Origin of the sequence: Roseibacillus ishigakijimensis (assembly GCF_016595415.1) — a bacterium.
Classification (GTDB): Bacteria; Verrucomicrobiota; Verrucomicrobiia; order Verrucomicrobiales; family Akkermansiaceae; genus Roseibacillus; species Roseibacillus ishigakijimensis.
The window spans coordinates 1-24,148 of sequence record NZ_JAENIO010000020.1 but is presented as its reverse complement, the minus strand read 5'-3'; the positions used below and the strand labels follow the sequence as shown (position 1 = coordinate 24,148).

Annotated in this window: 25 protein-coding genes, 2 tRNA genes and 1 other RNA gene; 18 read left to right on the top strand and 10 right to left on the bottom strand. The window is 58.8% G+C overall.

Translation table 11 applies throughout. The features are described 5' to 3' along the window. The first annotated feature begins 96 nt into the window (after positions 1-96). The 3 genes from JIN78_RS09215 to JIN78_RS09205 all read left to right on the top strand — a co-directional run bounded on the left by JIN78_RS09215 (position 97) and on the right by JIN78_RS09205 (position 3,270). A complete protein-coding gene (locus JIN78_RS09215) occupies positions 97-1,539 on the top strand; it encodes an MATE family efflux transporter (protein WP_200391671.1) in 1,443 nt (480 codons plus the stop codon). Between the two features lie 63 nt (positions 1,540-1,602). After that, complete coding sequence (locus JIN78_RS09210) at positions 1,603-1,899, top strand: hypothetical protein (RefSeq protein ID WP_200391670.1); 297 nt, start codon at positions 1,603-1,605, stop codon at positions 1,897-1,899. Positions 1,900-1,935: 36 nt separating this feature from the next. Next, entirely contained in the window at positions 1,936-3,270 is a 1,335-nt protein-coding gene (locus tag JIN78_RS09205; RefSeq protein ID WP_200391669.1) for a dipeptidase, read from the top strand. A 47-nt stretch (positions 3,271-3,317) separates the two neighbouring features. On the opposite strand, the gene JIN78_RS09200 is transcribed toward JIN78_RS09205, so the two are convergent. Then, positions 3,318-4,175 (bottom strand): TerC family protein, encoded by an 858-nt coding sequence (locus JIN78_RS09200; RefSeq protein ID WP_200391668.1) that lies wholly within the window; start codon positions 4,173-4,175, stop codon positions 3,318-3,320. Positions 4,176-4,285: 110 nt separating this feature from the next. On the opposite strand from JIN78_RS09200, the gene JIN78_RS09195 reads away from it, so the two are divergent. From JIN78_RS09195 to JIN78_RS09185, 3 genes are all read left to right on the top strand, one after another. Beyond that, positions 4,286-4,960: a YiiX/YebB-like N1pC/P60 family cysteine hydrolase gene (locus JIN78_RS09195; RefSeq protein WP_200391667.1), complete on the top strand. Its 675-nt coding sequence runs from the start codon at positions 4,286-4,288 to the stop codon at positions 4,958-4,960. A 111-nt stretch (positions 4,961-5,071) separates the two neighbouring features. Next, positions 5,072-5,146: transfer RNA gene (locus tag JIN78_RS09190), tRNA-Met, on the top strand. A 245-nt stretch (positions 5,147-5,391) separates the two neighbouring features. Then, positions 5,392-5,466: transfer RNA gene (locus tag JIN78_RS09185), tRNA-Gly, on the top strand. Between the two features lie 123 nt (positions 5,467-5,589). On the opposite strand, the gene JIN78_RS09180 is transcribed toward JIN78_RS09185, so the two are convergent. Further along, the gene (locus JIN78_RS09180; RefSeq protein WP_200391666.1) at positions 5,590-6,654 is read right to left on the bottom strand and encodes a glycoside hydrolase family 76 protein; all 1,065 of its coding nucleotides are present in this window, start codon (positions 6,652-6,654) and stop codon (positions 5,590-5,592) included. A 115-nt stretch (positions 6,655-6,769) separates the two neighbouring features. On the opposite strand from JIN78_RS09180, the gene JIN78_RS09175 reads away from it, so the two are divergent. The 3 genes from JIN78_RS09175 to JIN78_RS09165 all read left to right on the top strand — a co-directional run bounded on the left by JIN78_RS09175 (position 6,770) and on the right by JIN78_RS09165 (position 9,274). Beyond that, positions 6,770-7,396, top strand: coding sequence for an adenylate kinase family protein (locus JIN78_RS09175; protein ID WP_200391665.1), 627 nt, complete (start codon positions 6,770-6,772; stop codon positions 7,394-7,396). A gap of 9 nt (positions 7,397-7,405) precedes the next feature. After that, the gene (gene fmt, locus JIN78_RS09170; protein WP_200391664.1) at positions 7,406-8,344 is read left to right on the top strand and encodes a methionyl-tRNA formyltransferase; all 939 of its coding nucleotides are present in this window, start codon (positions 7,406-7,408) and stop codon (positions 8,342-8,344) included. A gap of 120 nt (positions 8,345-8,464) precedes the next feature. Then, positions 8,465-9,274 (top strand): hypothetical protein, encoded by an 810-nt coding sequence (locus tag JIN78_RS09165; protein WP_200391663.1) that lies wholly within the window; start codon positions 8,465-8,467, stop codon positions 9,272-9,274. On the opposite strand, the gene JIN78_RS09160 is transcribed toward JIN78_RS09165, so the two are convergent. Then, positions 9,271-9,975, bottom strand: a complete 705-nt coding sequence (locus tag JIN78_RS09160; RefSeq protein ID WP_200391662.1) for a glycine-rich domain-containing protein — start codon at positions 9,973-9,975, stop codon at positions 9,271-9,273. The two genes, JIN78_RS09165 and JIN78_RS09160, sit on opposite strands and share 4 nt — an antisense overlap. 202 nt (positions 9,976-10,177) lie before the next feature. On the opposite strand from JIN78_RS09160, the gene gap reads away from it, so the two are divergent. The 4 genes from gap (at position 10,178) to JIN78_RS09140 (ending at position 13,708) form a co-directional block, all read left to right on the top strand. After that, entirely contained in the window at positions 10,178-11,182 is a 1,005-nt protein-coding gene (gene gap / locus JIN78_RS09155) for a type I glyceraldehyde-3-phosphate dehydrogenase (RefSeq protein ID WP_200391661.1), read from the top strand. A gap of 137 nt (positions 11,183-11,319) precedes the next feature. Next, positions 11,320-11,940 carry a hypothetical protein gene (locus JIN78_RS09150; RefSeq protein ID WP_200391660.1) on the top strand — a complete coding sequence of 207 codons (621 nt, stop codon included), beginning with the start codon at positions 11,320-11,322 and terminating at the stop codon, positions 11,938-11,940. An 89-nt stretch (positions 11,941-12,029) separates the two neighbouring features. Continuing rightward, positions 12,030-12,611 carry an SET domain-containing protein gene (locus tag JIN78_RS09145; protein WP_200391659.1) on the top strand — a complete coding sequence of 194 codons (582 nt, stop codon included), beginning with the start codon at positions 12,030-12,032 and terminating at the stop codon, positions 12,609-12,611. A gap of 23 nt (positions 12,612-12,634) precedes the next feature. Further along, a complete protein-coding gene (locus JIN78_RS09140; protein WP_200391658.1) occupies positions 12,635-13,708 on the top strand; it encodes a peroxiredoxin family protein in 1,074 nt (357 codons plus the stop codon). A 54-nt stretch (positions 13,709-13,762) separates the two neighbouring features. On the opposite strand, the gene JIN78_RS09135 is transcribed toward JIN78_RS09140, so the two are convergent. The 5 genes from JIN78_RS09135 to scpB form a co-directional block, all read right to left on the bottom strand. Then, positions 13,763-15,004, bottom strand: a complete 1,242-nt coding sequence (locus JIN78_RS09135) for a class I SAM-dependent RNA methyltransferase (RefSeq protein ID WP_200391657.1) — start codon at positions 15,002-15,004, stop codon at positions 13,763-13,765. A 74-nt stretch (positions 15,005-15,078) separates the two neighbouring features. Beyond that, on the bottom strand, positions 15,079-15,456 hold the full coding sequence (locus JIN78_RS09130; protein ID WP_200391656.1) for a hypothetical protein: 378 nt from the start codon (positions 15,454-15,456) through the stop codon (positions 15,079-15,081). A gap of 41 nt (positions 15,457-15,497) precedes the next feature. Then, complete coding sequence (clpX, locus tag JIN78_RS09125; protein ID WP_200391655.1) at positions 15,498-16,769, bottom strand: ATP-dependent Clp protease ATP-binding subunit ClpX; 1,272 nt, start codon at positions 16,767-16,769, stop codon at positions 15,498-15,500. 159 nt (positions 16,770-16,928) lie between these two features. Beyond that, entirely contained in the window at positions 16,929-17,999 is a 1,071-nt protein-coding gene (gene pheA, locus JIN78_RS09120) for a prephenate dehydratase (protein WP_200391654.1), read from the bottom strand. A gap of 66 nt (positions 18,000-18,065) precedes the next feature. Beyond that, positions 18,066-18,854 carry an SMC-Scp complex subunit ScpB gene (gene scpB / locus JIN78_RS09115; protein WP_200391653.1) on the bottom strand — a complete coding sequence of 263 codons (789 nt, stop codon included), beginning with the start codon at positions 18,852-18,854 and terminating at the stop codon, positions 18,066-18,068. Between the two features lie 186 nt (positions 18,855-19,040). Here scpB and JIN78_RS09110 point away from each other — a divergent pair, with 186 nt between their 5' ends. Genes JIN78_RS09110 through rpsR form a run of 3 tightly spaced genes read left to right on the top strand, consistent with a single transcriptional unit; the run spans position 19,041 to position 20,060 of the window. Then, positions 19,041-19,589, top strand: coding sequence for a TraR/DksA family transcriptional regulator (locus JIN78_RS09110; protein WP_200391652.1), 549 nt, complete (start codon positions 19,041-19,043; stop codon positions 19,587-19,589). A gap of 33 nt (positions 19,590-19,622) precedes the next feature. Next, on the top strand, positions 19,623-19,796 hold the full coding sequence (rpmG, locus tag JIN78_RS09105; protein ID WP_200391651.1) for a 50S ribosomal protein L33: 174 nt from the start codon (positions 19,623-19,625) through the stop codon (positions 19,794-19,796). Between the two features lie 21 nt (positions 19,797-19,817). Further along, positions 19,818-20,060: a 30S ribosomal protein S18 gene (rpsR, locus tag JIN78_RS09100; RefSeq protein WP_200391650.1), complete on the top strand. Its 243-nt coding sequence runs from the start codon at positions 19,818-19,820 to the stop codon at positions 20,058-20,060. Positions 20,061-20,154: 94 nt separating this feature from the next. Here rpsR and creB read toward each other — a convergent pair whose 3' ends face one another. Beyond that, positions 20,155-20,835, bottom strand: coding sequence for a two-component system response regulator CreB (creB, locus tag JIN78_RS09095; RefSeq protein ID WP_200391649.1), 681 nt, complete (start codon positions 20,833-20,835; stop codon positions 20,155-20,157). A gap of 51 nt (positions 20,836-20,886) precedes the next feature. Further along, entirely contained in the window at positions 20,887-22,392 is a 1,506-nt protein-coding gene (locus JIN78_RS09090) for a hypothetical protein (protein ID WP_200391648.1), read from the bottom strand. A gap of 157 nt (positions 22,393-22,549) precedes the next feature. Between JIN78_RS09090 and JIN78_RS09085 the strand changes: the two genes are divergently transcribed. After that, entirely contained in the window at positions 22,550-23,662 is a 1,113-nt protein-coding gene (locus JIN78_RS09085) for a serine hydrolase domain-containing protein (protein WP_200391647.1), read from the top strand. A gap of 60 nt (positions 23,663-23,722) precedes the next feature. After that, positions 23,723-24,081, top strand: a transfer-messenger RNA (tmRNA) gene (gene ssrA, locus JIN78_RS09080). The last annotated feature ends 67 nt before the right edge of the window (positions 24,082-24,148 follow it).

Sequence of the window (24,148 nt, the reverse complement as noted above, 5' to 3'; positions counted from 1 at the left end):
CGCTGTTCGAAACCCGTCCCGCTAAAAAGCGCGGCGGGTTGTTTTTTTGCAAAAAAGACCCTGATATTTGCCGGTGGGCCTGCTACCACCTCCGCGATGTCGCGACCGGGAGTGAGTATCGAAGCCAAGGCCCGGTCGCAGGGAGAACTCGGGGGGCGGCTCGGCAAGCTTTCCCTCAAGAGGCAAGTGGCCTCCCTCGCTCTTTGGCCTTTCCTGGAGCAGATTCTCGGCTTCTTGGTGGCCACTGTGGACCTGGTTTTCACCGGGCGGCTTGCGGAAGGCGAGTTGCGCATCGCCATGCTCGATGCCATGGCTTTGGGAGGCTACACCGCTTGGCTGTTGATGATCGTGCAGGGTTCCATCGGCACCGGGGTGATGGCCCTGGTTTCCCGGGCGACCGGAGCTCGCGATGGCGACATGGCCCGCAAGGGGCTCACTCAGGGATTACTCTTGGGGCTGGTGAGTGGGCTCATCATCGCGGTCCTGATGTCCCTCGTCCTGCCGGCTCTGGTCACTGCCTTTGGCCTCACTGGCGAGGCCAGTCGGCAGGCCCGCAGCTATCTTGGCGTTCTGGTCTGGAGCTCGCCCTTTCTTGGGGTGATGCTCTCTGCTACCAATGCCCTGCGAGGGGCGGGGGATACCAAAACGCCCTTTTTTGCCATGGTCCTGGTCAATCTCGTCAATATCGTGACCAGTTGGCTCTTCGTCTTCGGACCCGGGGCTTTCGGCGGCCACGGGGTGGCGGGCTTGGCGCTGGGCTCGGTCTTGGGATGGATGGTCGGAGCTCTGGCGATGGTCCTTTTCCTCCTCCTCCGGATCGAGAAGGATCAGGAAGAAGCCTTCCTTTCTCTCAGAGGGGCCGTTTTCCGGCCAGACCGGGCCGTTTTGACGCGCATCGTTCGGGTTGGCATTCCCCAGTCTCTGGAGATGGGCGGGATGTGGGCGATTCAGGCCGTGATGGTGGGGTTCATATCCTCTTTGCCGCAGGCTGGCAGTTTTGGAGCCCACATGATTGCCATCCGGGTAGAGTCGATGAGCTTTTTGCCGGGCTTTGCCATCGGCTCGGCGGGAGCGGCTCTGGTGGGGCAATATCTTGGCGCGGGTAATCCTGAGATGGCCATGAAAGCCGCCCGCCTTTGCTGGAAATACGCCGCTCTCTTCATGGGGTTCTTGGGCATTCTTTTTCTGCTTTACCCGCGCGAACTGGTGGCTTTCATCGTGCCGGATGGTCCCGATTCGCTCTTGTTCCAAAATTTGGCGGGGCCGCTGGTCTTTCTTTGTGGGCTGGCCCAGCCTTTGCTCGCCACGGCGCTGGTTCTGAAAACCACCATGCGGGGCGCGGGGGCCACCAAGCTCGTGATGCGCTATTCCTTCACTTCGATGTTTTTCTACCGGGTTCTCGTTGTGCCGCTCGCGGTGACTCAGTTCGGTATGGGGCTCACCGGGATCTGGGTGGTGATGTTTCTCGATACCACGACCCAGGCCCTCTTGTTTGCCCGCGTCCACTTCCAGGGCCAGTGGCTCTTGGCGCGAGTCTGAAGAAAGAGGGGAGCGGGCTTTTCGTTTGAGCTGAGCGCATTTTTCGGCCACCGTGCCGGGGTTGTGGCTGATAAAAAGCGAAGCTTCCTCGTCGACATCTGGTATTTCTCCCGGGCGCTCTTGCACGATCGGGGGGCGCGCCGCCGCTTCCTTGCCCAGCTGCTCATCGTGGTGCTCACCCTGCTGGTGATTGGCAATTGGCCACTCAGCGATTGGGTGGAGAGCACCCAATGGCGCTTCCTCATCTGGTGGGGGCTGACATTTTTCCTGACTTGCTGGATGCTGTTGCTCGCCCTTTACGATGCCTTGCGGGTGCGGCGGGAAATTTTGGAGGAAGAGGACGATTTCCCTGATTTCTAGGGTTGCGGCCCACCGAGTTTACCGGATGATGCCGCCATGACTCCTGCGCTCGAAGATCTGTTCGCCGTCCTCCGTTTTCCCAGCATTTCCACCGATAGTCGTCACGCACCCGATGTGCGGGCCTGCGCCCAATGGTATGTGGATAAATTCGCCCGCATGGGCTTGTCGGTGGAGCTATGCGAGACGGCCCGGCACCCAATTGTTTTGGCGAGAAACGAACGCCTGGAGGGGCGCAAGACGGTCCTGATTTACGGTCATTATGATGTCCAGCCCGTCGACCCCTTGGAGTTGTGGGACAGCCAGCCCTTCGAGCCGGAAATCAGGGAGGGCAAGATCTGGGCGCGGGGCTCGACCGATAACAAGGGGCAGCACATGGCCCATCTGCTGGGTATTGAGGAGCTTTTACAGGAAGAGGGCGAACTGCCGGTGAATCTCATCTTTCTCCTCGAAGGAGAAGAGGAGATTGGCAGTCCGAATTTGCCGGCTTTTCTCCGGGAGCGGAAAGAAGAATTGGCCTGTGATGTGATTGCGGTGAGCGATACCGGCATGGTGGCTCCCGGGGTGCCCACCCTCGGCTATGGCCTGCGGGGCATCGCTGCCTGCGAGGTCAAGATCTTCGGCCCCGACAAAGACCTCCACTCGGGAGTCTATGGAGGGGCGGTGGCCAATCCCGCCACTGCTGCCGCACGCCTCATTGCCAGCCTGCACCATGATGACGGGACGGTGGCCGTGGCCGATTTTTATAAAGAAGTCGAACCCCTCGCCGACTGGGAGCGGGAAATGTGGAGCCGCGTGCCCGGCATGTCGCGTGAGGATATCCTGGCAGTCACGGGCTCGCCCGACCTCTTTGGGGAAGCAGGCTACAGTTCAGCCGAGCGGCTTTGGGGGCGGCCCACCTGCGAGGTCAATGGCGTCTGGGGCGGCTATCAGGGAGAGGGTTCCAAGACCGTGCTGCCTGCTGAGGCCGGCTTCAAGCTTACCTGTCGCCTTGTCCCTGACCAAGAGCCCACCGTCATCACCGAGCGGGTGCGGGCGCATCTCGAGGCCCACCTGCCCGCTGGCGTGCACATGGTCTTCGAGGCCGGGCATTCCGGTAAGGCCTACGTGGCCGATCCTCATTCGGAGGCTGGCCAAGCGGCCCAGGAGGCTTTGCGAGAGGTCTTTGACCGCGAGCCGGTTCTCATTCGCGAAGGCGGAAGCATCCCCATCATTCAAGGAATGAAGGAAATCCTGGGCACCGATACGCTCATGCTCGGTCTCGCTTTGCCCGACTGCCAGATCCATTCTCCCAACGAGAACTTCACCGTGGAGAACTTTGAGGCCGGGATCCGTCTGGCCAAAGTTCTTCTCCAAAAAATTGGCCAGCGGTAATTTCCCGTCCAGCCAGCGGTCACCCGGTGGCCGCTGGGAGCCCTTGTTCAGTGGAGAGCGGCCTCACCTGCTTTGGCCTTCTTCTCGCCTTTAGCCAGCAGCTTCTTCTGATAACGTCCTTGCACGATATCGGTCAGCACCAGCACGGCGATGACAAAGTAGAAGGTCGTCTTGGTCATGGCCACCACCTCGTTGCCGCCGAGGTGCAGGTGGGCGAGGTGGCCGCCTTCGGTGACTAGCATCACCCCGACGATCAGGAGGACAAAGAGACCGAGAACCTCATACATGCGGTTTTTTTGCAGAAAGTCCGACACCTTGTCCGCCAGCCAAATCATGAGGATGCCGCTGATGACAATCGCGATGATGATGAGGCTGATTCGCTGCTCTCCTGTGGCCTCGTCCTTGGCCAAAGCCATCGCCGAAAGAATGGAATCGAAAGAGAAGATGACGTTCATGGTCACAATCAGGGAAACCGTCTTGGCCACCGAAGCGGGCTTGTGGTCGCCATGGCCGATCTGGTGCTCTCCGATCATGTGAAAGATTTCCTTAATGGCGGTATAGAGAATGAAAGCCCCCCCGAAGAGAACGATGAGAGCGTGTAGATTGAACTCGCCATCGACGAACTTGCTGACGGGGCCGCTCTCCGCCCCATGGGTGGCTTCCGGCGTGGTGGGGCCTCCAAGATGAATCTCGAAGAGGGGATCTTTGAAGTTTTCCACCAAAGAGACCACTACGAAGAGAAGGGCGATCCGGAAGCCGACCGCCAGGCCGATCCCCAGGCGCCGCACGAAGGCCTGCTTGGCGGGTTCCACCCGTTTCGATTCGAGCGAAATATAGAGCAGATTGTCGAAGCCGAGGACCGCCTGCAACAAGATGAGAAGGAAAAGGGTGATCACGTATTCCATAAAGGCGAACGATAGGGGCTGCCCCCTCGCTGACAAGCTCGGAAGGAGCCTGTTCCCCCTCTTTTCCCTTTCTCCTCGTGCCACAGGCCACCCTTTGCTAGAGAGAGAGGATGAAGATTTTGCCTCGGGAAAAGAAGGCTCGTTTGCGCTTGGTCGGGCTCCTCGTGCTTTTGCTTGCCCTTTCCATCTGGCGCTGGGGCTATGCCCTCTTAGCAGGGGTCGTCTATCAGCCCGAGGTCGGGGACCTGCTTTTCCAGTCCCTGCCGAACCCACCCGGCCAGGACATCGTCGACGCCATCGAGGGCTGCACCAACAGCGACTTTTCCCACTGCGGAGTGGTCGTGAAAAAAGGTAAGGATTGGTATGTCCTGGAAGGCATGGTGCCTACCGTGCAGGAAATCCCTTTGCGCAAATGGCTCCTGCGGGGTAAGGGACGCTTCGCCGCCTATCGCTTGCAGAAAGAAAAACGTGCGCACATCCCGGCGTGGATCGAGAGCATGCGGGAGCAGCTGGGGCTGGTCTACGATTTTCGCTACCGCATGAGTGATGAGGAAATCTATTGTTCTGAATTGCCCTACGACGGCTGGCTCGCGGTCACGGGCGAGGAAATGGGCCAAGTGCGCAAGCTCGGCGACCTCCCCTGGCAGCCCTATCGCGAGGTGATTTTGAAAGTGGAAGGCAGTGACACCGTGCCCGTCGAGCGGGAAATGATCACCCCCCGCGACCTGGCAGCGGCTCCTCAGCTCGAATTGGTGGTGGCCCATGGCGTGCAACGGGATCGGTGACGTGGCCAGTTGTTTCGCCAGCGGGTGGTGCCCCCAGGGGATGAAAAAAGATCACTTTTACTATCGACAGCGGTCTGCAAGCAGGGTAACTCCCTCGGCCCCGAGAAAAGTGGCACCGTAGCTCAGTGGTAGAGCAGAGGACTCATAAGCCTTTGGTCGGCAGTTCAAATCTGCCCGGTGCTACCAGTTTTTTACAGGCTATCTCTTGGCGCTTGTTCTCTGGTTTCGCTGTGGCGGTGCTAGCCATCTGCTAGCAGTCTCCCAACCGCAAAAATTCCCGGGGCTTTGAATCTCCCTGCAGCGGAGGAGAAATCTCTCTTTTTGGAGCAAATTGTCTCATTGTGAGGGAATTGGGACTTTCGAGAAATTTTTTCCATTGAGTGCTTGCGTGGGGCGGGATTTCCTGTATCGTCCGCCTCCGCACGCGGAAAGCGGGTGTAGCTCAGTGGTAGAGCGCAACCTTGCCAAGGTTGATGTCGTGAGTTCGAATCTCATCACCCGCTCCATTTCCCGCCCGGCCTTGGCGACCTCATCAATTTACTTTGATGAGGTTTTTCTCTTTAGCCGCTCCCTGATTTTTTCGTGCCGAATGGGGCGCTCTATCAAGGAAAAGCGGGCTCCCTGCTGGGCTATCCGGGGTTGACGACTTGGAGGAGGACGACTGCGGAGCTGCACCCCCATGAGTAGCGTCTCCCGGGAGGGGTCTTGTCCGGCCAACGGCACCAGATGAGGCCATCGGAATCGCGTCGGGAGGCGAGCGCGGCTTCCACGTTTTTGCGTAGCCAAGGGCCATACTCGTCTTCTCGACTGCGGTCCTTCACAAAACGGGCGATCCAACGGGCGGCGATTCCATTGAACCCGCCGCCATCGCCTCGCTCGCCGGCAGGGGGGAAGAGCCCGTCTTTGCACAGCTCATCGCGCGTGTAACGTATCGCTCGCTCGGCGAGGTCGGGCTCGTCCAGGAGGTGGGCAGCTCCCACATAGGTCCCCTGGTTGTAGGTGAAGCAGCGGGGGTCAAGGCGACCCTGACGATTGAGATGATCGTGGACTCGTCCGCTGTCGGCGGAGACCAGCTGGTGGTGGAGCCAAGTGAAAAGGTTCCGGGCTTTTTTCCGGTAAGAGTCCTCGCCGGTAGCTTGGGCCAATAGGGAGGCGGCGATGCTCCCGGGGCCATTGACGCAGGCGTTTTTGCACTGTTTGTCTGTCTTCCACCACAGGCCGCCGCCGAGGTCAGGGGAATGGGCCCGGGCATAGCAGAGGTCGAAATTGGCGCGGGCGGCAGTGAGATAGCCTTGCTCCCCGGTGAGCAAGTAGGCCCGGGTGCAGGCAATGACCATCCAGAGAATGTCGTCATTAAATTCATTGCGCTCCCAGGTCTCGCCGTGGTCGTGCTGAAAGCCGTGGAAGAGCTTGGCAAACATCTCCCGATAGCGGGGATCTTCGGTTCTCTCATAGGCGTCGAGGACCATTTCCAGTTGCTCGGCCCGCATCCAGAAGGAGACCTTCTGGCGACCCTCGTTGTGTTCGCGGAACCAGGCCCGGTCCCCGCGTTCCCGGTAAAAGGCTTTCTCGTGGGCGGCGAAAACTTCGTCCGCGTCCCGGGTGGTAAAGGCGGGTAGCGGCAAAATGAAGGCCAGCATAGCGAGAAGAAGCGTCGGGGAGAGAAGGGCGGAGGGCTTGGAAAAGCGGTTCATGGCATTGAGGATGGCAACCCCTACCCGGGCTCCTTGCGGAAGTTTTCACGAGAATGATGGGATTTCGCCTTCGGTGGTTGCTTTCAAAATCACTCTTGTATAAACGCTTCGACTCATGAGTAAAAAGTCGAAGATGTCCGCCATTCTTCTCCTCGGGGCACCTGGAGCGGGGAAGGGAACTTTGGGGAAAACCCTGGGCGCGATTCCGCGCTTTTTTCACTGTGCTTGCGGCGATGTCTTTCGCTCTCTCGACACCCGGACCCGTCTCGGGCAGGAGTTTGTGCGCTATTCTTCCAAGGGCGAGCTGGTTCCTGATTCCCTGACGGTGGAGTTGTGGGAGACGCAGATGCGCAACTGGGCGGATAGCCATACTTACAAGCCCGATATCGACTTGCTCATTCTCGATGGCATTCCCCGCAATGTGGAGCAGGCCCGGTTGATGGAGGAAAATATCACCATTCATCAGGTCATTCATCTCTCCTGTCCCGACCGCACGGAGCTTGCCCGCCGGATGCGCAAGCGGGCCCTGAAGGAGAACCGCTACGATGATGCCAATGACGCCGTCATCGAGCAGCGCATCCGGCTCTACGAGGAGGAGACCAAGCCCATCCTCGCGCATTATGGCGAAAATCTGGTCACTGATATTGACGCGACCGGCACTCCGGTCAAGGTCCTCTACGACGTCATCGGGCGGCTCATGCAGCTCGAGATTTATCAGGAAATGGCCGGTAAGAAGGCCTGATTTGGAACTATGAGAATCGTATTTTTGGGCACGGGAGAGATCGCGTTGCCGGCTTTCCGGGCATTATTGGAGTCGGACCATGAGGTGGTGGCATTGGTGACCCAGCCGGATAAGGCCGTGGGGCGGAGTTCGAAATTGCAGCCCCCCGCCATCAAGGTGATCGCGCAAGAGGCCGACATTCCCGTCCTGCAACCGGAGAAGGTGCGGGCACCGGAGGCTTTGGCCGAGCTGGCCGCGCTGGAGGCCGAGGTCATGGTGGTGATGGCTTACGGGCAAATTTTGCCGCAAAAGCTCATCGATCTGCCACGCAAGGCCATCATCAATCTCCATGCCTCTCTGTTACCGGAATATCGGGGCGCGAGCTGCATTCAAGCTGCCATTCAAAACGGCGATGCGGAGACGGGATGGACCGTGATGCACGTGGTTAAGGCGCTCGATGCTGGCGACATCATTGCTACTCATCCCACCGCCATCGGCAGGCAGGAGACCGCCAGCGAGTTGCACGATCGCTTGGCGGAGCAGGGGCCGGAGGCTCTTCTTTCGGCCTTGGAGGCCTTGCAAAACGATACCGCCACCCGCACGCCCCAGAACGAATCAGCGACCAGTTATGCCCCCAAGCTGGAGCGCGAGGACGGTCGCCTCGATTGGTCACAGGGCGCGGAGGAGCTGGAACGGCTCATCCGGGCTTACCACACTTGGCCGGGCACCTTTACCACTTACCGCGACGGGCGGGGGAAGAGTAGAAGGCTCAAGGTGTTTCCTCCGACGGAAGTCCTGGACGCCGGCGGGACTCCCGGGGAGGTTCTGGCTCATCCGGACGGGCTCCAAATCGCCTGTGGCGAAGGTTCGCTTTTGCTCAGCCAAGTGCAGCCGGAAGGCTCCAGACGGATGAGTGCCACCGACTTTGGCCGGGGTGTTTCTTTGGAGTGCTTGGGTGAAGAACGCTGAGGGTTAGGAGGCAAGGCGGTGGAAGGAACTCGACAGCGCTGCTTGTGCCGTTAGTGTGGATTCCATTCTTTTTGTTTGCTGATGAGAAGGCGCGCTTTATTTTTGGGGTTCTTTGCTTCGTTGTCAGTGGCCCTCTTTGCCGAGACTGAGGCCGACGAGGCCGAATCGGAAAAAATCCTCCCGGTTGGAGAGTTGTTTCTGGAGGAACTCGTCGCTAAGTTGAATGAGGAGCATTCGGCGGAGACGAGAGAAGAAATTTTCAAATCTCCAAGAAGATTGATCGGCTTTCAACTGCGTTCCAAATTCGATCTCTGGAACACAAGTGAGAAATCGGAAGTGCGAAAAAACTTCGAGAGCTGGGGAATCGAGCATCCTGATTGGATGTCATTTTACATTCGCGAGGCTTGGGAGCACTCCCAGAGCGGTGAGGAATTTGATGAGCTTTCGTTTTTAATGCGAGTGTCAGAGATTCGCAGGGATGCGAAGAATTCGCGGAAGATTGACGCCGAGGAATGGGCATTGGAGCATTTTGAGGGAACCGTTGGAGGGTCGCTCTCTGGGGACCCTTTTGCCGAGGCTATAGAAAGCGAGGAGGAGGCCGATCGCGAAAAAATTCCGCTCTCCGTTGAGGTGAGGGTTCGAGGGATTGGCTGGGAAGAAGGGGAAAAGCAATACCTCGAACCGGTGGAGGCCATTTTGAAAAAGTGGAATGTAGGGACAATCTCTTCGAGCGGGGGGAGCGGGGATGGGGAGATTGCAGAGAACTATTTTCGAATCGACTTTTCGGATTCCGAGAAAGGGCTACCTCTCCTGCGCAAGAGCATTGGGGATCTCGCCTTTCCCGCTGGCACGATGATGAGATATACTCAGGACGGCTATTCGCATCAGGAATACTTCAAGTGGCACCACCGGCGGGTGCGAGTGGACTAATCGCCTCCGCCGCCGCAGCCGCCTCCACAGCTGGAGCCGCAGCTGGAACCACAGCCACCGCCAAAACCACCCCCTTTTCCGCCTCCGCCACCTCGACCGGCACCCATCTTGATAATTCCGATGAAGAGGACGACTATGAAAAAGGCCCAGATCAAGAGGCTTCCTTCGCCATCACTACAACTAGCCAGAGCGAGAGAGCTCGTCGTGACCAATCCTGAGAGATAGACCGTGCGTCTGCGCAGTACGAAGTTGCGGGAGATGTCGACGGGACGAATGTCGCCCGCAAAGCGTTTGTCCGCCGGGGGCCAGATGGCGGCGGGGGCGGGCTGGCCAAACTCCTTCTCATAGCTGGCCAAGGTGCGGGCATACCAGTCGCGGTGTTTGGTATCCTCGGCCTCGCCTCCTTGGGTAGGGCCGTGGTGAATTTCTTTTTGCAGAGTGTCCTGGCAGAGGTCTTGCCAATAGGAATGGGTGTAGAGGAGGTGCAGATGCCAAGCGGCATCCACTTCCTCCGAGGGGGTGACGGGATGGCCCGCCGTCACACAGAGGTAGAGGAAGCGGCGGTATTCTTCGCAAACCTGGCGGGCAAAACCTTGGCTCCAGAGATTCTCCTTGGCCAGGCGGTCGGTGAAGGTGAAGGCCGCGCCGGGGACATCGAAGGAAAAGCTCGCCAGCCTTTGCCAAAGTTCGCGATTTGTCATGATTTATCCCTAGCAAGAATTGGAGGCCCGGGGAAAGGGCGAAATCTCCTCGCGGCGAGTGGTCCAAGTGAGGAAGGCGTTACAATCTGGCTGGGGGCAAAGTCCCAAGCGATAGTTGACCTCCGGCCCCTCCTTCGCTAAGTCCCTCTCGTTGGCGCGCTAATTCGAGCCGTCATTCACACAAAAACAAACCGCTCATTCTATGGCAAAATACGGAATTAATGGATTTGGACGCATTGGCCGCATGGTCCTTCGTTCACTGGTCGAAAAAGGCGAACTCACCAGCATCGCCGCCATCAACGACCTGACCGACAACAAGACTCTCGCGCACCTTCTCAAGTTCGACTCCAGCCAAGGCATTTTCGACGGCGAGGTGAGCTATGATGACGAGTTCATCATCATCAATGGGCACAAGATTCACGCTTCCGCGGAACGTGACCCCGCCAATCTCAAGTGGGCTGAGTGGGGCGTGGACGTCGTGCTCGAGTCCACTGGTTTCTTCGTGGACCGTGCGGGTTCTTCCAAGCACCTCGAAGCCGGAGCCAAGAAGGTTCTCATCTCGGCTCCAGCCAAGGATCCCGACCTCACCATGTGCCTCGGCATCAATGATAATGAGTATGACGCGGCCAAGCACAACATTGTGTCCAACGCGTCCTGCACCACCAACTGCCTCGCGCCCCTGGTGAAGGTTCTCAACGATACCTTCGGCATCGAGCAGGGCATGATGAGCACCATTCACTCCTACACCGGCGACCAGCGTCTCCTTGACGCTCCTCACGGCGATCTCCGTCGTGCGCGTTCAGCGGCCATCAACATCGTGCCTTCCTCCACGGGGGCGGCCAAGGCCATCGGCCTCGTGATTCCCGAGTTGAACGGCAAGCTCAATGGTGGTGCCTTCCGCGTGCCCACTCCCACCGGCTCCCTCACTGACTTTGTGGCTATCACGAAGAAGGAAGTGACTGCGGAAGCGGTGAACGAAGCCTTCAAGGCTGCGGCGGAAGGTCCCTTGAAAGGGGTCCTCGAATACTCCGAGGAGCCTCTCGTCCTGCAGGACATCGTGGGCAACCCCCACAGCTCCATCTACGACTCCGACCTGACCATGGTCATGGGTAGCAACATGGTGAAAGTCTGCTCTTGGTATGACAACGAGTGGGGTTACTCCTGCCGTGCTGCGGATGCCATGAAGATGCTCGGCGACTCTCTCTAAGAGAATCTCCGCTCGAATTTTGCAAAAGCGGTCCCGGGTTCGCCCGGGCCGTTTTTTTTTACCTGCGGGCAGGGGGCGGCGGGACTTGGCGAGCCTTTGGCTTGACCTGCGGGGGCTTGGGGTGCATCTCGTAGGACGTGCGCATTCCCAGTTTCATCCTTGCCTTCTCCCTCCTCGGAATCTGTCCCGCTTTCTCCCAAGAAGGGCGGTTGGAAGATGCCGATATTCTCGAAAAGAGAATCGAGCGCCAACCCGTGCCGGCCGATATTCTGGCGGCAGCGGTGCAGGCTGTGCAAGAGCTTGGTGATTTGACGCTGCGGGGAGAATATGCCGAGGTGGTGAACAAGACCTATCCTCGCTACCTGAAGCGCGCTGCCAAAAAAGCGGGGGGGAACGACAGAATCGCCGCCGAGATGGAGCGGGCGGTCGATGAGTTCGCGGCCTCGGGCTTGACCATTACCAAGTTTACGGCCGAGCCGGCGGTGAGCGGCTTCGATATTCCCGAATTCAACGAATGGCTTGTCTTCGTGCCCACCAAGCGGCAGGTGCGCCGCATCGATCCGGCTACCGGGGTCAAGGAATTTATCGAATTGACTGATTATCAAGTGGCGATTCGCGGGAAAGAAGAGGGGGCGAGCTGGGGCTTTATCAATGGCTCCACGTTGGAAGTGCAGGAGCTCAGAGGCTTCTTTCCTTCCCTGCCCAGTGATATTGCCGACTTTGCCATTCCAGAGAAGGGCTTTCGCCGCGTCAACTGAGGGGGATACCGGGTCATTGGATTTGTTTCAGAAAAACTTCCGCAATCTGGTGAGCGCGGAGGGTATTGAGACCTTTGTCGATTGGTCACATGGCTAAGGAAAAGAAGAATAAGCGCTCGCGGGCCGCGCGCACTGCAGAGGCCGCCGCCCGGCGCCTGGAAGAAATGAAGCTGCGGGGGGAGAGCAAATGGGTGGAGGTGCGTCAGTCCGAGATCCACGGCACTGGCGTCTACGCCGCCTGCGACATCCTCGAAGATACCGAGATCATCGAGTATGTGGGCGAGCCCGTTGACAAGGAGGAGAGCGAGCGCCGCGCTTGGGCGCAAATGGCCAAGGCCGAAAAGGATGGCGATGCGGCCGTCTACATCTTCACTCTCAATGAGGAATGGGACCTTGATGGCAGCGTGGAGTGGAACGCCGCGCGCCTGATCAACCATTCCTGCGATCCGAATTGTATCGCCTATACCGTTGAGGGGGATGGTGAGGACCGCATCATTATCTACGCTCTGCGCGACATCGAGAAGGGCGAAGAGCTTACCTTCGATTATGGCTTTGACCTCGAGTGCTACGAGGACCATCCTTGCCGCTGCGGGGCAGCCAACTGCATCGGCTACATCGTCAGTCAGGAGCAGTGGCCGGAATTACGCAAACTTCTCAAGAAAAAGAACTGACTGCTATCGCTTACCTTTTCCTCATGAACCGTTCCCATCTCTTCCGATTTCTTCTTACTTTTCTCCTTTTTCCGCTCCCTTCCTTGCTCGCAGATGAGGCGGGTGCCAAGAAAGTAGTCGCGGACTATGAGCGTGAAGTGGCTGCGTGGGTCGCCAAGGTCAATGCGGCTCCCGATGTGGAAGCTCGCCGCCAGCTTTGGAAAGTCGGCCCTAATCCCGATGCTTTCGGGCAGGACCTCCTGCGGCAGCTGGATGGCTCCTGGAATCAGGACTGGTTTCTTGATTACGCGCCCAAGCTCTTGGAGTTGGCCCCCGCTTATTCGGTCAAGCCCGTTCCGACGGCTCCCGACAAGACCCCGCTCTCAGTGGTGCGCTCGGCGGCGGAGCGCTTTCATTTCGAGAGTCCCAAAATTGGCGCGCTCTGTCTTGCTCTCGTGGTCGACAATGGTCCCAAAACCCGCAAGTTTCTCGAAAAAGTGGAGCTCACTCATCCTGATAAAGAGGTGCAGGGGGTGGCTGCCTTCGCGCTGGTGCTTCTTTCCCGCGAAATGGGTGGGGGTGATTTGGAGGCGAACAAGCAGCGCATGGAGCGCATCCGCAAGGCGGTGATCCAATCGGCTCACGTCAAGGTGGGGCAAACCACCATCGGCGAGATGGTGGAGCGCTTTCTCTTCGCCACCATGAATCTGGAGAAAGGGATGAAGGCCCCCGATATTCTGGGATGGAATGTGGCTGGAGACGCCATGAGATTGAAGGATTACCGTGGACAGCCGGTGATGATTGTCTTCTGGCACACTCGCATGGAAGCGGCCGACGAGACGATGGCTTTTCTACGGAAAGTAACCGAGCAGCAGTCCTCCCAGGGAGCGGCTATCCTGGGGGTGGCGAGTGAGAGCCCCGAGCAGTTGCGCCATCTCATCAAGGATGGAACTGTGACTTGGGAAAACTGGCTCGATGAAAAAGGGGAGATTGCGGAACTCTATCAAGTGGCGCGTTATCCGGCTTGCTGGGTGCTCGATAAGCAAGGAAAAATCCAGCACAGGGGAGTGCCGGGCCCTTTCGCCGAGTTGACCCTGGAAGCGCTGCTCAAAGAGTGATTTCTTCCCGCGCCCGGGGGAGCTGCGCGCCGCCCCGGTCTCTCCCATTCCCTTTTACTTGCGCTTGAGGGTGGCCACGCACTCGAGGTGGCGGGTGTGGGGGAAGAGGTCGAAGGGCTGAATTTTTTCCACTTCGTAACCCGCTTCATCGAGGGCCACAAAGTCGCGCATCTGAGTGGCTGGATTGCAGGAAACGTAGACCACCCGGCGGGGGCCGAATCGGGCCAGCTGGGCGAGGAAGCCTGGGGTGCACCCTTTGCGTGGCGGATCGATGACGAGCGCGGTTTCTTCGGCCGGAAAGGTGATGTCGGCAAAGATTTCCTCCGCCGAAGCCGTCATGATGCTGACCTGGGGCAGTTGGTTGAGTTCGGCATTGCGGCGGGCAAAGTCTGCCGAAGTCTCGGAAACCTCCACCCCGGCCACTTGCTGGAAGTGCTTGGCGAGCGAAAGGGCAAAGAGCCCCGAGCCGCAGTAGGCATCCACGAGGTGGGTGCAGCCGTCCTGGGCGGCCTCGGCCGCCACGTAGTCGACGAAGGCCGGCAAGATGGCGGGGTTGTTTTGGAAGAAGTCTCCGGCCAGGAAGTGGAAGGTGAGGTCGTGCACCTTCTCGCTGATGACCGCCCGGGGATTGGTCTCCACGCCTTCTTCATGTGCCCGGAGGAGCAGGGTGACGCCTTTCTTGTAGGTGTGGGCCCGCTTGCTGACCTCTTGGCGGATGGCGGGCAGGGCCTCATTGATGGGCTCCAGAGCGATGGGGCACTGGGGCACGTCGATGAGGCGGCTGCGGGTGCCGGGGGCAAGAAAGCCGATTGGTCCCAGTTCGCCGTCGCGGGGTTTGGCGAAGTGGGGGGTGAGCTTGGAGCGATAGTGCCATTCCTTGGGCGAGGGGACGGGAGGGAGGACGGGAATGTCGAGGTGCGCCATGCGGCGGGTTAGCTCGGCCACCTGTTGCCTTTTCCATTCCAATTGCTTGGGATAGGCGAGATGCTGGTATTGACAGCCTCCGCATTTGCCGAAAAGGGGGCAGCGCGGGGTGACCCGGTCGGGAGAGGGAGTGAGGACCTCGATGAGGTCAGCTTGCGAGCAATTGGCATCATTCCGGTAAATGCGGGCTCGGACGGTTTCCCCGGGGAGGCAGAAGGGCACGAAGACGACCCAAGGGCCTTGCTCTTTCGGTGCCTCGGGCAGCTGGACCCGGCCCACCCCGGCCCCGAGGTTGGTGAGGGAGTCGATCTCGAGGGTGAGCTCGTGGTGGTAGGGAAAGGGGATGGGCTTGAACTTCTTCGGCGGGCGCACGGCAGTGAAAGGGGTCGATTTCAGAGTCCTCAGCACGCCTGGTGACGGGCTGGGGAAGACCTTTGCAAAACAGACTAGCGCTCCGGGAGCAAGCTTGTTTCGTCTCCCGAGGTTATCTCGGAAGGATTTCCCAGCACGGGCTGGGGGGGAGGAGCCAGATCACGGGAATCGGGTAAATCTCCGGTCGGGTCTTCAAAGATGAAGCCGTCCAACTCCGTGATTTTCTTGGCGGGTTGGCCGGCCTGGTCCTCAGCGGTGAGTTCCGGCAAGCCGATCTCCTCTCCTGTTTCCGGGAGTCCTTCTTCTCCCCCGGGGGGCGGGATGACGCCCTCACCCTTAGCCAATTCGGTGGCCGCACCGTCTTCTTTGTCGGCCTCACTCTCGTCGCTTTTGTTGGCGCAGGAAGCCAGCCCGACGATGGACAGAAAGGCGAGGAAAGGGAGAAATTTCATGTTGGCAGGCGGGCAGACCTTCGGGGATGAGGGGGGAGAAATCAAGCCGCGCGGCGCTTTTTCCGCATCACCGGTTCTTTTTCTCCTCTCACCACTTCTGCCGTGATGGTGACCGACTCCAAATCGTCGCGGGAGGGGACCTCGAACATGACGTCGAGCATGATGCGCTCGAAGATGCTCCGCAGGGCGCGCGCTCCCGTGCCCCGGGTGACCGCTTCTTCCGCAAAGGCTTCCAAGGCATCGGGGGTGATCTTCAGCTTCACATCATGCAAGGCCAGTTGTTTGGTGTACTGCTTGACCAGCGCGTTCTTGGGCTCGGTGAGGATGCGAATCAGGTCGTCCCGCTTCAGCTTGTTGAGCGCGGAATGCACGGGCAGGCGGCCAATGAACTCGGGGATGAGGCCGAAGTGGAGCAGGTCCTCGGGCTGAACTTTTTCCAAAATGGTCTCTTCTTTCTCCTCCTCGCTGGCGTCATCGCTCTGGGCCCGGAAGCCGAGGAAGTTGTTGCCCAGGCGCCGCTTGACGATGTCTTCCATACCCACAAAGGCTCCTCCGCAGACAAAGAGAATCTTCTCGGTATTGACCTGAATGTATTCTTGTTGCGGGTGTTTGCGGCCCCCTTGGGGCGGGACATTGCAGACCGAGCCCTCGAGAATCTTCAAGAGCGCTTGCTGCACCCCCTCGCCGGAAACATCCCGGGTGATGGACACGTTCTCGGTCTTGCGCCCAATCTTATCAATTTCGTCGATATAGATGATGCCCTGTTCCGCTTTCTCGACATCGAAGTCGGCAGCCTGCAGCAGACGGAGGATGATGTTTTCGACATCTTCACCCACATAACCGGCTTCCGTCAAATTGGTGGAATCGACAATGCAGAAAGGGACATCCAGCAGGCGGGCAAGGGTGCGGGCCAGCAAGGTCTTTCCCGAGCCCGTGGGGCCGAGAAGGAGGACATTGGATTTCTCGATTTCGACCTCGGCCAACTCCTCGGGCACCTCCTGATTTTGGTGGAAAAGGCGCATGTAGTGATTGTGCACGGCCACCGAAAGCACTTTCTTGGCGTGTTGCTGGCCAATGACAAACTCATCAAGCTTGGCCATCAGATGCGCCGGGCTGGGGATGGCATGGTCCAGCTCGGGAGCAGCGGCCAGGCGTTCCCGGCTCTCACCCACCAACTCTTTTTCCAGAATGGTGGAACAGACGTCGATACATTCGTTGCAAATGTAGACGCCCGGTCCGGCAATGAGCTTTTTGACTTCCGAATGGCTTTTGCCACAGAAGGAACACATAGTGAGATTGGATGCGCGTGCCATGAACTTGGGTCGGGAGTGGAAGAAATTGTAGAGGATGAAAGATGATTTGTAAATTTGGAACCAGTGGAAGCCTCTTTGGAGAGGCAACATCTCCAAGTTTGCTTAAAAAGCGATGAAAAACTCTGCCTTCCTCATTTTGGGAGGAGGCGGGCTGGTCGCCTATTCCCGGGCATCGGGGTAGGAGCCGAGCAGCTTGACCAAGGAGCAGTGGCTTTCCAGCTCCCGCAGGGCTTTCGCTAGTTCGGGGTCTTCGCAATGACCTGCCAAATCGACATAAAAGATGTATTCCCAGTCCTTTTGTTTGGAGGGTCGCGATTCGATCTTCGACATATTGATCTGGAAATCATTGAAGGCTTTCAAGGCCTCCACCAGAGAGCCGGGCTGGTCGCGCACGGCAAAAAGGATGGAGGTGCGGTCGTTTCCGGTGGGGGGACAAGTTTTCTCGGAGACGACGAGAAAACGGGTGGTATTGGTTGCGCGGTCCTGGATGGCCGCTTCCACCACTGCCAGGCCGTTGAGCTCGGCCGCGAGGGCTCCCCCAAGGGCTGCTGCTCCCTCGCTGGCCCGCTCCGCCGCGATCTCCGCCGCCCGGGTGGTGGAGGAGACTTCCACCAGATCCGCGTGGGGAAAGTGGCGCAGAATCCAGTTCTTGCATTGACCGAAGACCTGGGGATGGGAGTAGAGAGTCTTGATTTCCTCCCGTGGAATGGCGGCCAGCAGACTATTCTCGATGCGCAGGAGAATCTGCGCGCAGATGTGCAAGGGAGAGTCGACGAAGAGATCGAGAGTGTGGGAAACGGCCCCTTCCGTAGAGTTTTCGATGGGAACCACTCCATAGGAGGCCTGGCGGCGAGCCACTTGATCGAAGACATCCGCGAAGCTGGGCTGGGCAAGATACTCCACCGAGTGGCCGAATTTTTTGATTGCGGCCTGATGGGTCCAGGTCCCCTCCGGTCCCAGATAGGCAATTTTCATGTCGTCCTCCAAGGCGAGGGCGGCCGACATGATCTCGCGGTAGATGGCCCGGATGGAGCGCTCGGGAAGACGGCCCTCGTTCATCGCGACCAGTTTGCGCAGGAGGGCGTCCTCGCGCTCGGGAGCGTAGATTTGCAGGCCATCGCGCTTTTTCACCACGCCCACTTCATGGACCAGATCGGCCCGTTGGGAGAGAAGGTCGAGGAGCTGGGAATCGATGGCGTCGATTTGAACGCGGATGTCGTCTAGAGTCACGGCGGGGAGCTTAAGAAAGGTTTTTACAAAAAGGAAATGGTGAATCGAGTCCGTGCAGGAGCCGGGTCAGTCCCCGGGGGGCTCGGTGGGTGAGGAGTTCTCTGCTGGCGAGGGGGTTTCGTCTGCTCCAGAGGGTGGCGAAGGCTCGTCGGCGGAGGAGGATTCCGCTAGGTTGAGTTGTTTCCCTTCCTCCTTGTCGCCTGTCGTTTCCTCCTCGCTCTCGCTGCCATCGGGGAGGTCCATGCCGCGAAGTTCCAGGGCGTTGGGGAGGTCGTCAGGTGATTTTACCCCGAAGTGCTCAAAAAAGTAGTCGGTGGTCTCGTAGAGCAGGGGACGGCCGGGTAGTTCGGCCCGACCCCCGATTTTGACCAATTCCAGATCGAGCAGCTTCTGCAACATGCCATCGGATGAGACGCCCCGCACGGCATCGATCGCCGCCTTGGTCACCGGTTGGCGATAGGCCACCACCGCCAGGGTTTCCATAGCCGGACCGGAGAGGCGCTTGGGTTTGCGGCCCGGGAAGAGGTGCTTCACGAACTCGCCATAGTCGGGCGAGGTGTATATTTTCCACCCCTTGGCCCGCTCGAGAGCCCGGAAGGCGCGGCCACTCTCTTCGTAGTGGGCATTCAATTGCGCCAATCCCTCGATAACCTCCATCTCGCTGGTCGCCCCGAGAGCTCGCAGGGCGGCATCGGCCTCTGTGGTGGGCACTGGCTCCGCACCCTCTTCCTGCTCCTCAAGAAGCTCTTCTTCCCGCTCGGCGGCACGGGCCCGAATCAGGCGGGCGATTTCCGCCGCGGGGAGGGGATCGTCGGAGGCTACGAGGAGGGCCTCAATGATTGCAGTGATTTCCATGGGTGGACCCGGTTTGTTAATGGGCTGAGAGCAGGGGTTCAAGCGCAAGTGCAGGCACCCACGACGTGTTACCCTCACTTTTAGCTTGCGGTGGGCGAAAACTCCACGTAATCGACGCCCCTCATTTCCTCGTCATAGGACTTGATTTATCGACTAACAACGCCGTTTCTCTCCCCCCGAAAGACCATGCCTGCGAAAAAAACGACTAAGAAAACTGCCGCCAAGAAAGCCAAAGCGGATTCCAGCCTGACTGAGACCAAAGACCTCGTCACCGATCCGGTGAAGTTGAGTCCCTTCGTCAAGAAGCAGCAGCAGAAGCTCCTCGAACTCCATGCCGACTTGATGGAAGCCCTTCATGGCGTCCAAAGTGAGGCCATCAAGGCCGGTTCCGGCGACTCGGATGCAGGCAATGGCCAGCACCAGGGCGATGCGGGCAGCGATTCCTATGACCGCGATCTTGCCCTCAGCATGCTGGAAAAGGAAAAAGATGCCTTGCATGAGATCGAGATGGCTCTCGATCGTATCGCCCAAGGCACCTACGGAATTTGCGAAATGTCGGGGGAGAAAATCCCCAAGGAACGACTTGAGGTTCTGCCCTTTGCACGCCTCACTCGCGATTGTCAGGAAAAGTGGGAAGCCGAGCAGCGCAGCCGCGGGGTCGCCCCCGGGGAGTATGGCTTTGGAGCATTTGCTGACAGTAATCGTTCGGTTTCGCTTGACTCGTCAGACGATTAAGGTAGTCTCCCGCCCCTTTTCCGAAACAGAACCATGCCGCGCGATATCATTATCCTCGAGTGCACCGAAGCGAAAGCTGAGGGCAAGCCGACGTCCCGTTACACTTCCACCCGCAACAAAAAGAGCCTCCGCACACCCGGACGTCTCGAGAAGGTGAAGTATAATCCTTTCCTCAAGCGTCGCACGCTGCACCGCGAGATGCGCTAACCCCTGCCAGAATTTTTATCCATGTCAGAACCGAAAACAGTCGAACGCCGTATCGCTTTCCGCAAGGCGAACCGTTGCATGCCCCGCAAGCGCATTGATCTGCCGCTTGAAAAAGTCAGCTATCTGAACCCCGAGACCCTCTCCAAGTTCACCAGCGAGACTGGCAAAATCCTTCCTCGTCGCGTCACTGGCGTCTCCGCCAAGATGCACCGCCGTATCGTCCGCGAAATCAAGCGCGCTCGTTCTGTCAATCTTTTGCCCTAATTTCTTCCGCGACATTTTTTCTGTCGCGTGAATCGGGAAGGCCTTGGGACTCCTCTTGTTCCAAGGCTTTTTTCGTGTCTGTCCATCTGGCCGACTAGAGCTGGAGGCAATAACCCAAGCCCCGGCGGGTCTGGATGGGGTCGTCATGCCCGGGCGCGGCCTGACGAATCTTGGCCCGCAAGCTCTTGATGTGGGCGTCAATGGTGCGATCCATGGCCGAACCGGGGTCGTCCCAAGCCTGCATCAGCAACTGATCCCGGGTAAAGGTGCGCCCCGGCTGACCCAGGAGAAGAGCGAGCAGCTTGTATTCGTGGGCGGTGAGCGGAAGAGCTTGGCCTTGGCAGTGAATGGACATTGCTTCCTTCTCATGATGGAGAAAGGGCACCTGCGCTGGAGCGGAGGGCGTCTCGGCGGAAGCCAGCCGCCGGAGTATGGCCCGCACCCGGGCGACAACGGCGCGGGGAGAAAAGGGCTTGGTCACGTAATCGTCCGCCCCCAGCTCGAGGCCCAGCACTTGATCGATCTCCGAACTTCGCGCTGTCAGGAAGAGCACCGGAATGTGCGAAAAAGTGCGCAGCTCGCGGCAGAGATCGAAGCCCAGCATGTCGGGTAAGCCGATGTCGAGCACTAGAAAGTCGGCCTTATTCTCACGTAACCACCGCAAGCCCTCCTGCCCGGTGAGGGTGTGATGAGTCGCGAACCCCTCCGTGCGCAAGGCATAGAGCAGGGTCTCCGCAATCGCGATCTCGTCCTCAATCAAAAGCACCGTGGGCATCGCGTTGAGAGTGAGCCGGATTCGCCCTTCCGCCAACCCTGAACTTTTCCCTCACTCGCCTTGTCGCAAGTGACTGCGGTCGAAGGTGAAGGTGATTTCTTGATCAGGTAGTTTTTCTCCGATGGCGATGGTGAACTCGTCGCCAGGATTGAGTGCTCCATACCAGGTCTGCGAACTCTGGAGGGTTTCTTTGAAGGGGCCTGAGCCCTGACCACTCCCGTTTGATTGGGTTCCTCCACTTGATGTGGTCGCGTTTGCCACAAAAAGATAAAAGGTCAGAGAACCGTAGCTCATTGTTCCGATTGCGGCCTTCCGCTGAGAAGGGGATTTCCATTCGAATTGGGCACTCAGGGGGAGCTTTTGCCCTCCACCTTCGGGGCTGAGTTCCCCGGGAAGGAGAGATTTCAGGCCGAGTCCTTTTTCTTGTGAAAGCAGAGAGATTGTTTTGCCATCCGGGGCGACTTTGGCTTTGGCCAAAATGATCACGTCAGAGAGCTTTCGGGGGAAAAAACTTGAACGCTCGATACGAAAGGTGGCCTCGAATTGACTGCCATCACTGGCAATGACATGGCCATGCTCAAAGGAGTCGTCCGGCATACGGAAATTTCCGATCTCGGTAATTTGTCCCCATTCTGTTCGTAGACTAGGCACCGTGACCTCTACTGGCGATCGGAGAGGGAATCTGGTGTGGAGTGGTTTTGGCAAATGGCTCTCAAAGTGATAGTCAAGGTGGAGAATCTCGCCGAGCTCGGGGATGGCGGTCAAGCCTGCAGATTTGAGGGTCAGGGTGAAGTCTTTTTCGGCATGGGTCTGGGGCAAGGGACTGGGAGTCATCGAGAGCGCCTTGGGAGCGGGGAAGGGATTGGGCAAAGAGAAGGTCTCGGGGGCTTCTCCGGGGATGAGGGCGCGGAAGTCCAGGGTTTTCGCTGTCGTCGGCCACACCGGAAAGGTCACCACCGCCAGAGAATCGTCGGCCTCGTTTTCCTGAATGGGGCCGATGGCCGTGTGCCAACCTCCCTGACCGTCGGCCAGCTGAAGGCAGAGGGGAGGAAGGTGGGGCCGTCCGCTCTGCATTTCTGTTGCCGGGCTCTCTACATACTCGACGGCCCGAGCCCCCTTTTGACCAAAGGAATGGTCGTCGAGTTGGCCTTGGTTGAACGAATACTTGGGGGCGTGGTGAAAGAAGGGAGCCTCCAATAACAAAAAGAGTCCGCTGGGAGCGGCAGAATTGGTGTATTCCCTGCCCGTTATCTGGCCATTAATCTGTTGGGTTCTGATGGAGAAACGGTTGGTGTAGGCTGTTGTCCGACTGCCATGGGCGGCGAAGGAAACAATCCCCGTTTTCGGCGGCGTGGGGTCTCCGTCGAGGAGCTGACCTCGTTCCAGTTTGAGCACTTGGAGTTGGGAGAGATCGTCAAACTCCACGGTGGCCAGTGCGGGGTAATTTCCCAAGGCTGGGCCACTGGACGTGCTGCCGGATTGCTGGATGGAGGAAAAGGCGAGGGTGAGGATGATGAGGGCGGCCAGGCTGCCCCCGATCCAAGCGAGTGCTTTCATAGTTTCTCCCAGTGTGTCGGGCTGAGAGCGAGAGTCGATTCCAAAGCAAAGGACGTTTTCTCTTCTGTCGCGGCTGAAAAATGGGGACAGAGGGAAAATTTTCCGATTTTGCCGACTTGGCTTTGTCCATTGGGCGGCGGCGGGGTATGGCAGCGGGATGAATTTGGAGCGCTTGCAGGAGGTCTTTGCCGAAAATTTTGCCGAGCGGGGGGAGATTGGTGCTTCGGTCTCCGTCTGGCGGAATGGGGAAGAGGTCGTGACTCTGTCCGACGGCTGGTGCGAGCGGGAGCAGGAGCGGCCGTGGACGGATGAGACCCTGGTGCCGGTTTATTCGGTGTCGAAGGTGCCCGCAGCGGCTACTTTTTTACTGGTTCTGCGCGAGGCGGGATTGACGGGGGAGGACCTGGTGCGCCGGGTGTGGCCCGAGCTTCAGGTGGGGGACTTGACCTTCTTTGAGCTGCTCTCCCATCGGGCGGGATTGCCCGGGGTCGACGGGGTGGTGCAGGTGTCACAGCGGGCCGAGGTGGTGACCGCTTTGGAGAAGACGGAGCCTTTTTGGGAACCGGGGCTGGAGCACGGCTACCATGCCCGCTCCATCGGATTTCTGCTCGATGAACTCTGTGAGCGTCTAATGGGCAGAAGGTTGGGAGAGTGTTTCCGCCAATGGGTGGGGGATCCTCTCGACCTCGACTTCTGGATCGGACTGCCCGAGAAGGAGTTTCCGCGCGTGGCCAAGCTCTATCCCGGGCGCTATCTCGTGCGCAGGGAAGAGAAGCCTTTCTACGAGGCGATGCAGACCGAGGGAAGCGCTGCCCGGCGGGCTTTCGGCTCCCTGAAGGGCTATCAGTCCGCCAGCGAAATGAACGATCCGGCGGCGTGGGCGGGCGGTTTTCCGGCTTTTGGAGGAGTGGGCTCGGCGCGGGCTTTGGCGAAATTCTACCAAGCCGTGTTGGGGAATACGGCGGCAGAGGTCTTTCCGGCCGAGGTGCGCGCTGAGCTGGCGACGCGGCTGATTCAGGGCCCGGATCAGGTCATGAACCTGGAGACTTCCTTCGGGCCCGGTCCCATGTTTGACCCGATGAGAGAGGGGCAGAAGTTGCGGATGCTCTTTGGTCCTCACGAAGGGGCTTTCGGTCATCCCGGGGCGGGAGGGAGTCATGCTTTTTGCGATCCGGAGAGCGGGCTCTCCTTTGCTTACACCATGAACCAGATGGAGCTGGGCCTTTTCCCAGGCGAAAGAGGCGTGGGTTTGCTGCGCACACTTTTTTGAAGATTCCCTTGATTAGTGGCTCATTCGCGTGCATCCTACCCGACACTCCGCGTGAAAAACGGGGGCGCCTTGGCTTCGACTGGATGTTGGAAACGCTGGCTGCATGTAGAGGTTGGTCGGTTGGCCTCTTAAAAAAGCCGTCCAAAAACATAATTGCAGACTCTAACGAGCTCGCACTTGCTGCTTAATTGACGGCAACGGCCGCCCTGAGATGCCTGTTATCAGGGCCGCCGACAACTAGCAGGCTGGCTGTTGAGCCGGGGTTCCGGGTGACGCAGTGAGATACAACAGGGACATCGGAAGTGCGAACGGGCCGGATGAGGCTCGCGCTTCTTAAAGCAGCAAACGTCCGGCTACACATGTAGACGCTTGTGTGAAAGGCATCCAGGACAGGGGTTCGATCCCCCTCGCCTCCACCATTTTAGTAACTAAAAATGAGCGACTTAACGGTCGCTTTTTTTGTGGGTTTGCAATGGGTTTGCAGAA

Excerpts from the sequence above, each read along its gene's own strand:
- scpB (WP_200391653.1), bottom strand. The coding sequence starts at position 18,854 with ATGGAAATCACTGCAATCATTGAGGCCCTCCTCGTAGCCTCCGACGAT.
- JIN78_RS09110 (WP_200391652.1), top strand. The coding sequence starts at position 19,041 with ATGCCTGCGAAAAAAACGACTAAGAAAACTGCCGCCAAGAAAGCCAAA.
- JIN78_RS09215 (WP_200391671.1), top strand. The coding sequence starts at position 97 with ATGTCGCGACCGGGAGTGAGTATCGAAGCCAAGGCCCGGTCGCAGGGA.
- clpX (WP_200391655.1), bottom strand. The coding sequence starts at position 16,769 with ATGGCACGCGCATCCAATCTCACTATGTGTTCCTTCTGTGGCAAAAGC.
- rpsR (WP_200391650.1), top strand. The coding sequence starts at position 19,818 with ATGTCAGAACCGAAAACAGTCGAACGCCGTATCGCTTTCCGCAAGGCG.
- gap (WP_200391661.1), top strand. The coding sequence starts at position 10,178 with ATGGCAAAATACGGAATTAATGGATTTGGACGCATTGGCCGCATGGTC.
- JIN78_RS09140 (WP_200391658.1), top strand. The coding sequence starts at position 12,635 with ATGAACCGTTCCCATCTCTTCCGATTTCTTCTTACTTTTCTCCTTTTT.
- JIN78_RS09160 (WP_200391662.1), bottom strand. The coding sequence starts at position 9,975 with ATGACAAATCGCGAACTTTGGCAAAGGCTGGCGAGCTTTTCCTTCGAT.
- JIN78_RS09130 (WP_200391656.1), bottom strand. The coding sequence starts at position 15,456 with ATGAAATTTCTCCCTTTCCTCGCCTTTCTGTCCATCGTCGGGCTGGCT.
- JIN78_RS09090 (WP_200391648.1), bottom strand. The coding sequence starts at position 22,392 with ATGAAAGCACTCGCTTGGATCGGGGGCAGCCTGGCCGCCCTCATCATC.
- creB (WP_200391649.1), bottom strand. The coding sequence starts at position 20,835 with ATGCCCACGGTGCTTTTGATTGAGGACGAGATCGCGATTGCGGAGACC.
- JIN78_RS09200 (WP_200391668.1), bottom strand. The coding sequence starts at position 4,175 with ATGGAATACGTGATCACCCTTTTCCTTCTCATCTTGTTGCAGGCGGTC.
- rpmG (WP_200391651.1), top strand. The coding sequence starts at position 19,623 with ATGCCGCGCGATATCATTATCCTCGAGTGCACCGAAGCGAAAGCTGAG.
- JIN78_RS09205 (WP_200391669.1), top strand. The coding sequence starts at position 1,936 with ATGACTCCTGCGCTCGAAGATCTGTTCGCCGTCCTCCGTTTTCCCAGC.
- fmt (WP_200391664.1), top strand. The coding sequence starts at position 7,406 with ATGAGAATCGTATTTTTGGGCACGGGAGAGATCGCGTTGCCGGCTTTC.
- JIN78_RS09175 (WP_200391665.1), top strand. The coding sequence starts at position 6,770 with ATGAGTAAAAAGTCGAAGATGTCCGCCATTCTTCTCCTCGGGGCACCT.
- JIN78_RS09195 (WP_200391667.1), top strand. The coding sequence starts at position 4,286 with ATGAAGATTTTGCCTCGGGAAAAGAAGGCTCGTTTGCGCTTGGTCGGG.
- JIN78_RS09145 (WP_200391659.1), top strand. The coding sequence starts at position 12,030 with ATGGCTAAGGAAAAGAAGAATAAGCGCTCGCGGGCCGCGCGCACTGCA.
- JIN78_RS09180 (WP_200391666.1), bottom strand. The coding sequence starts at position 6,654 with ATGAACCGCTTTTCCAAGCCCTCCGCCCTTCTCTCCCCGACGCTTCTT.
- JIN78_RS09085 (WP_200391647.1), top strand. The coding sequence starts at position 22,550 with ATGAATTTGGAGCGCTTGCAGGAGGTCTTTGCCGAAAATTTTGCCGAG.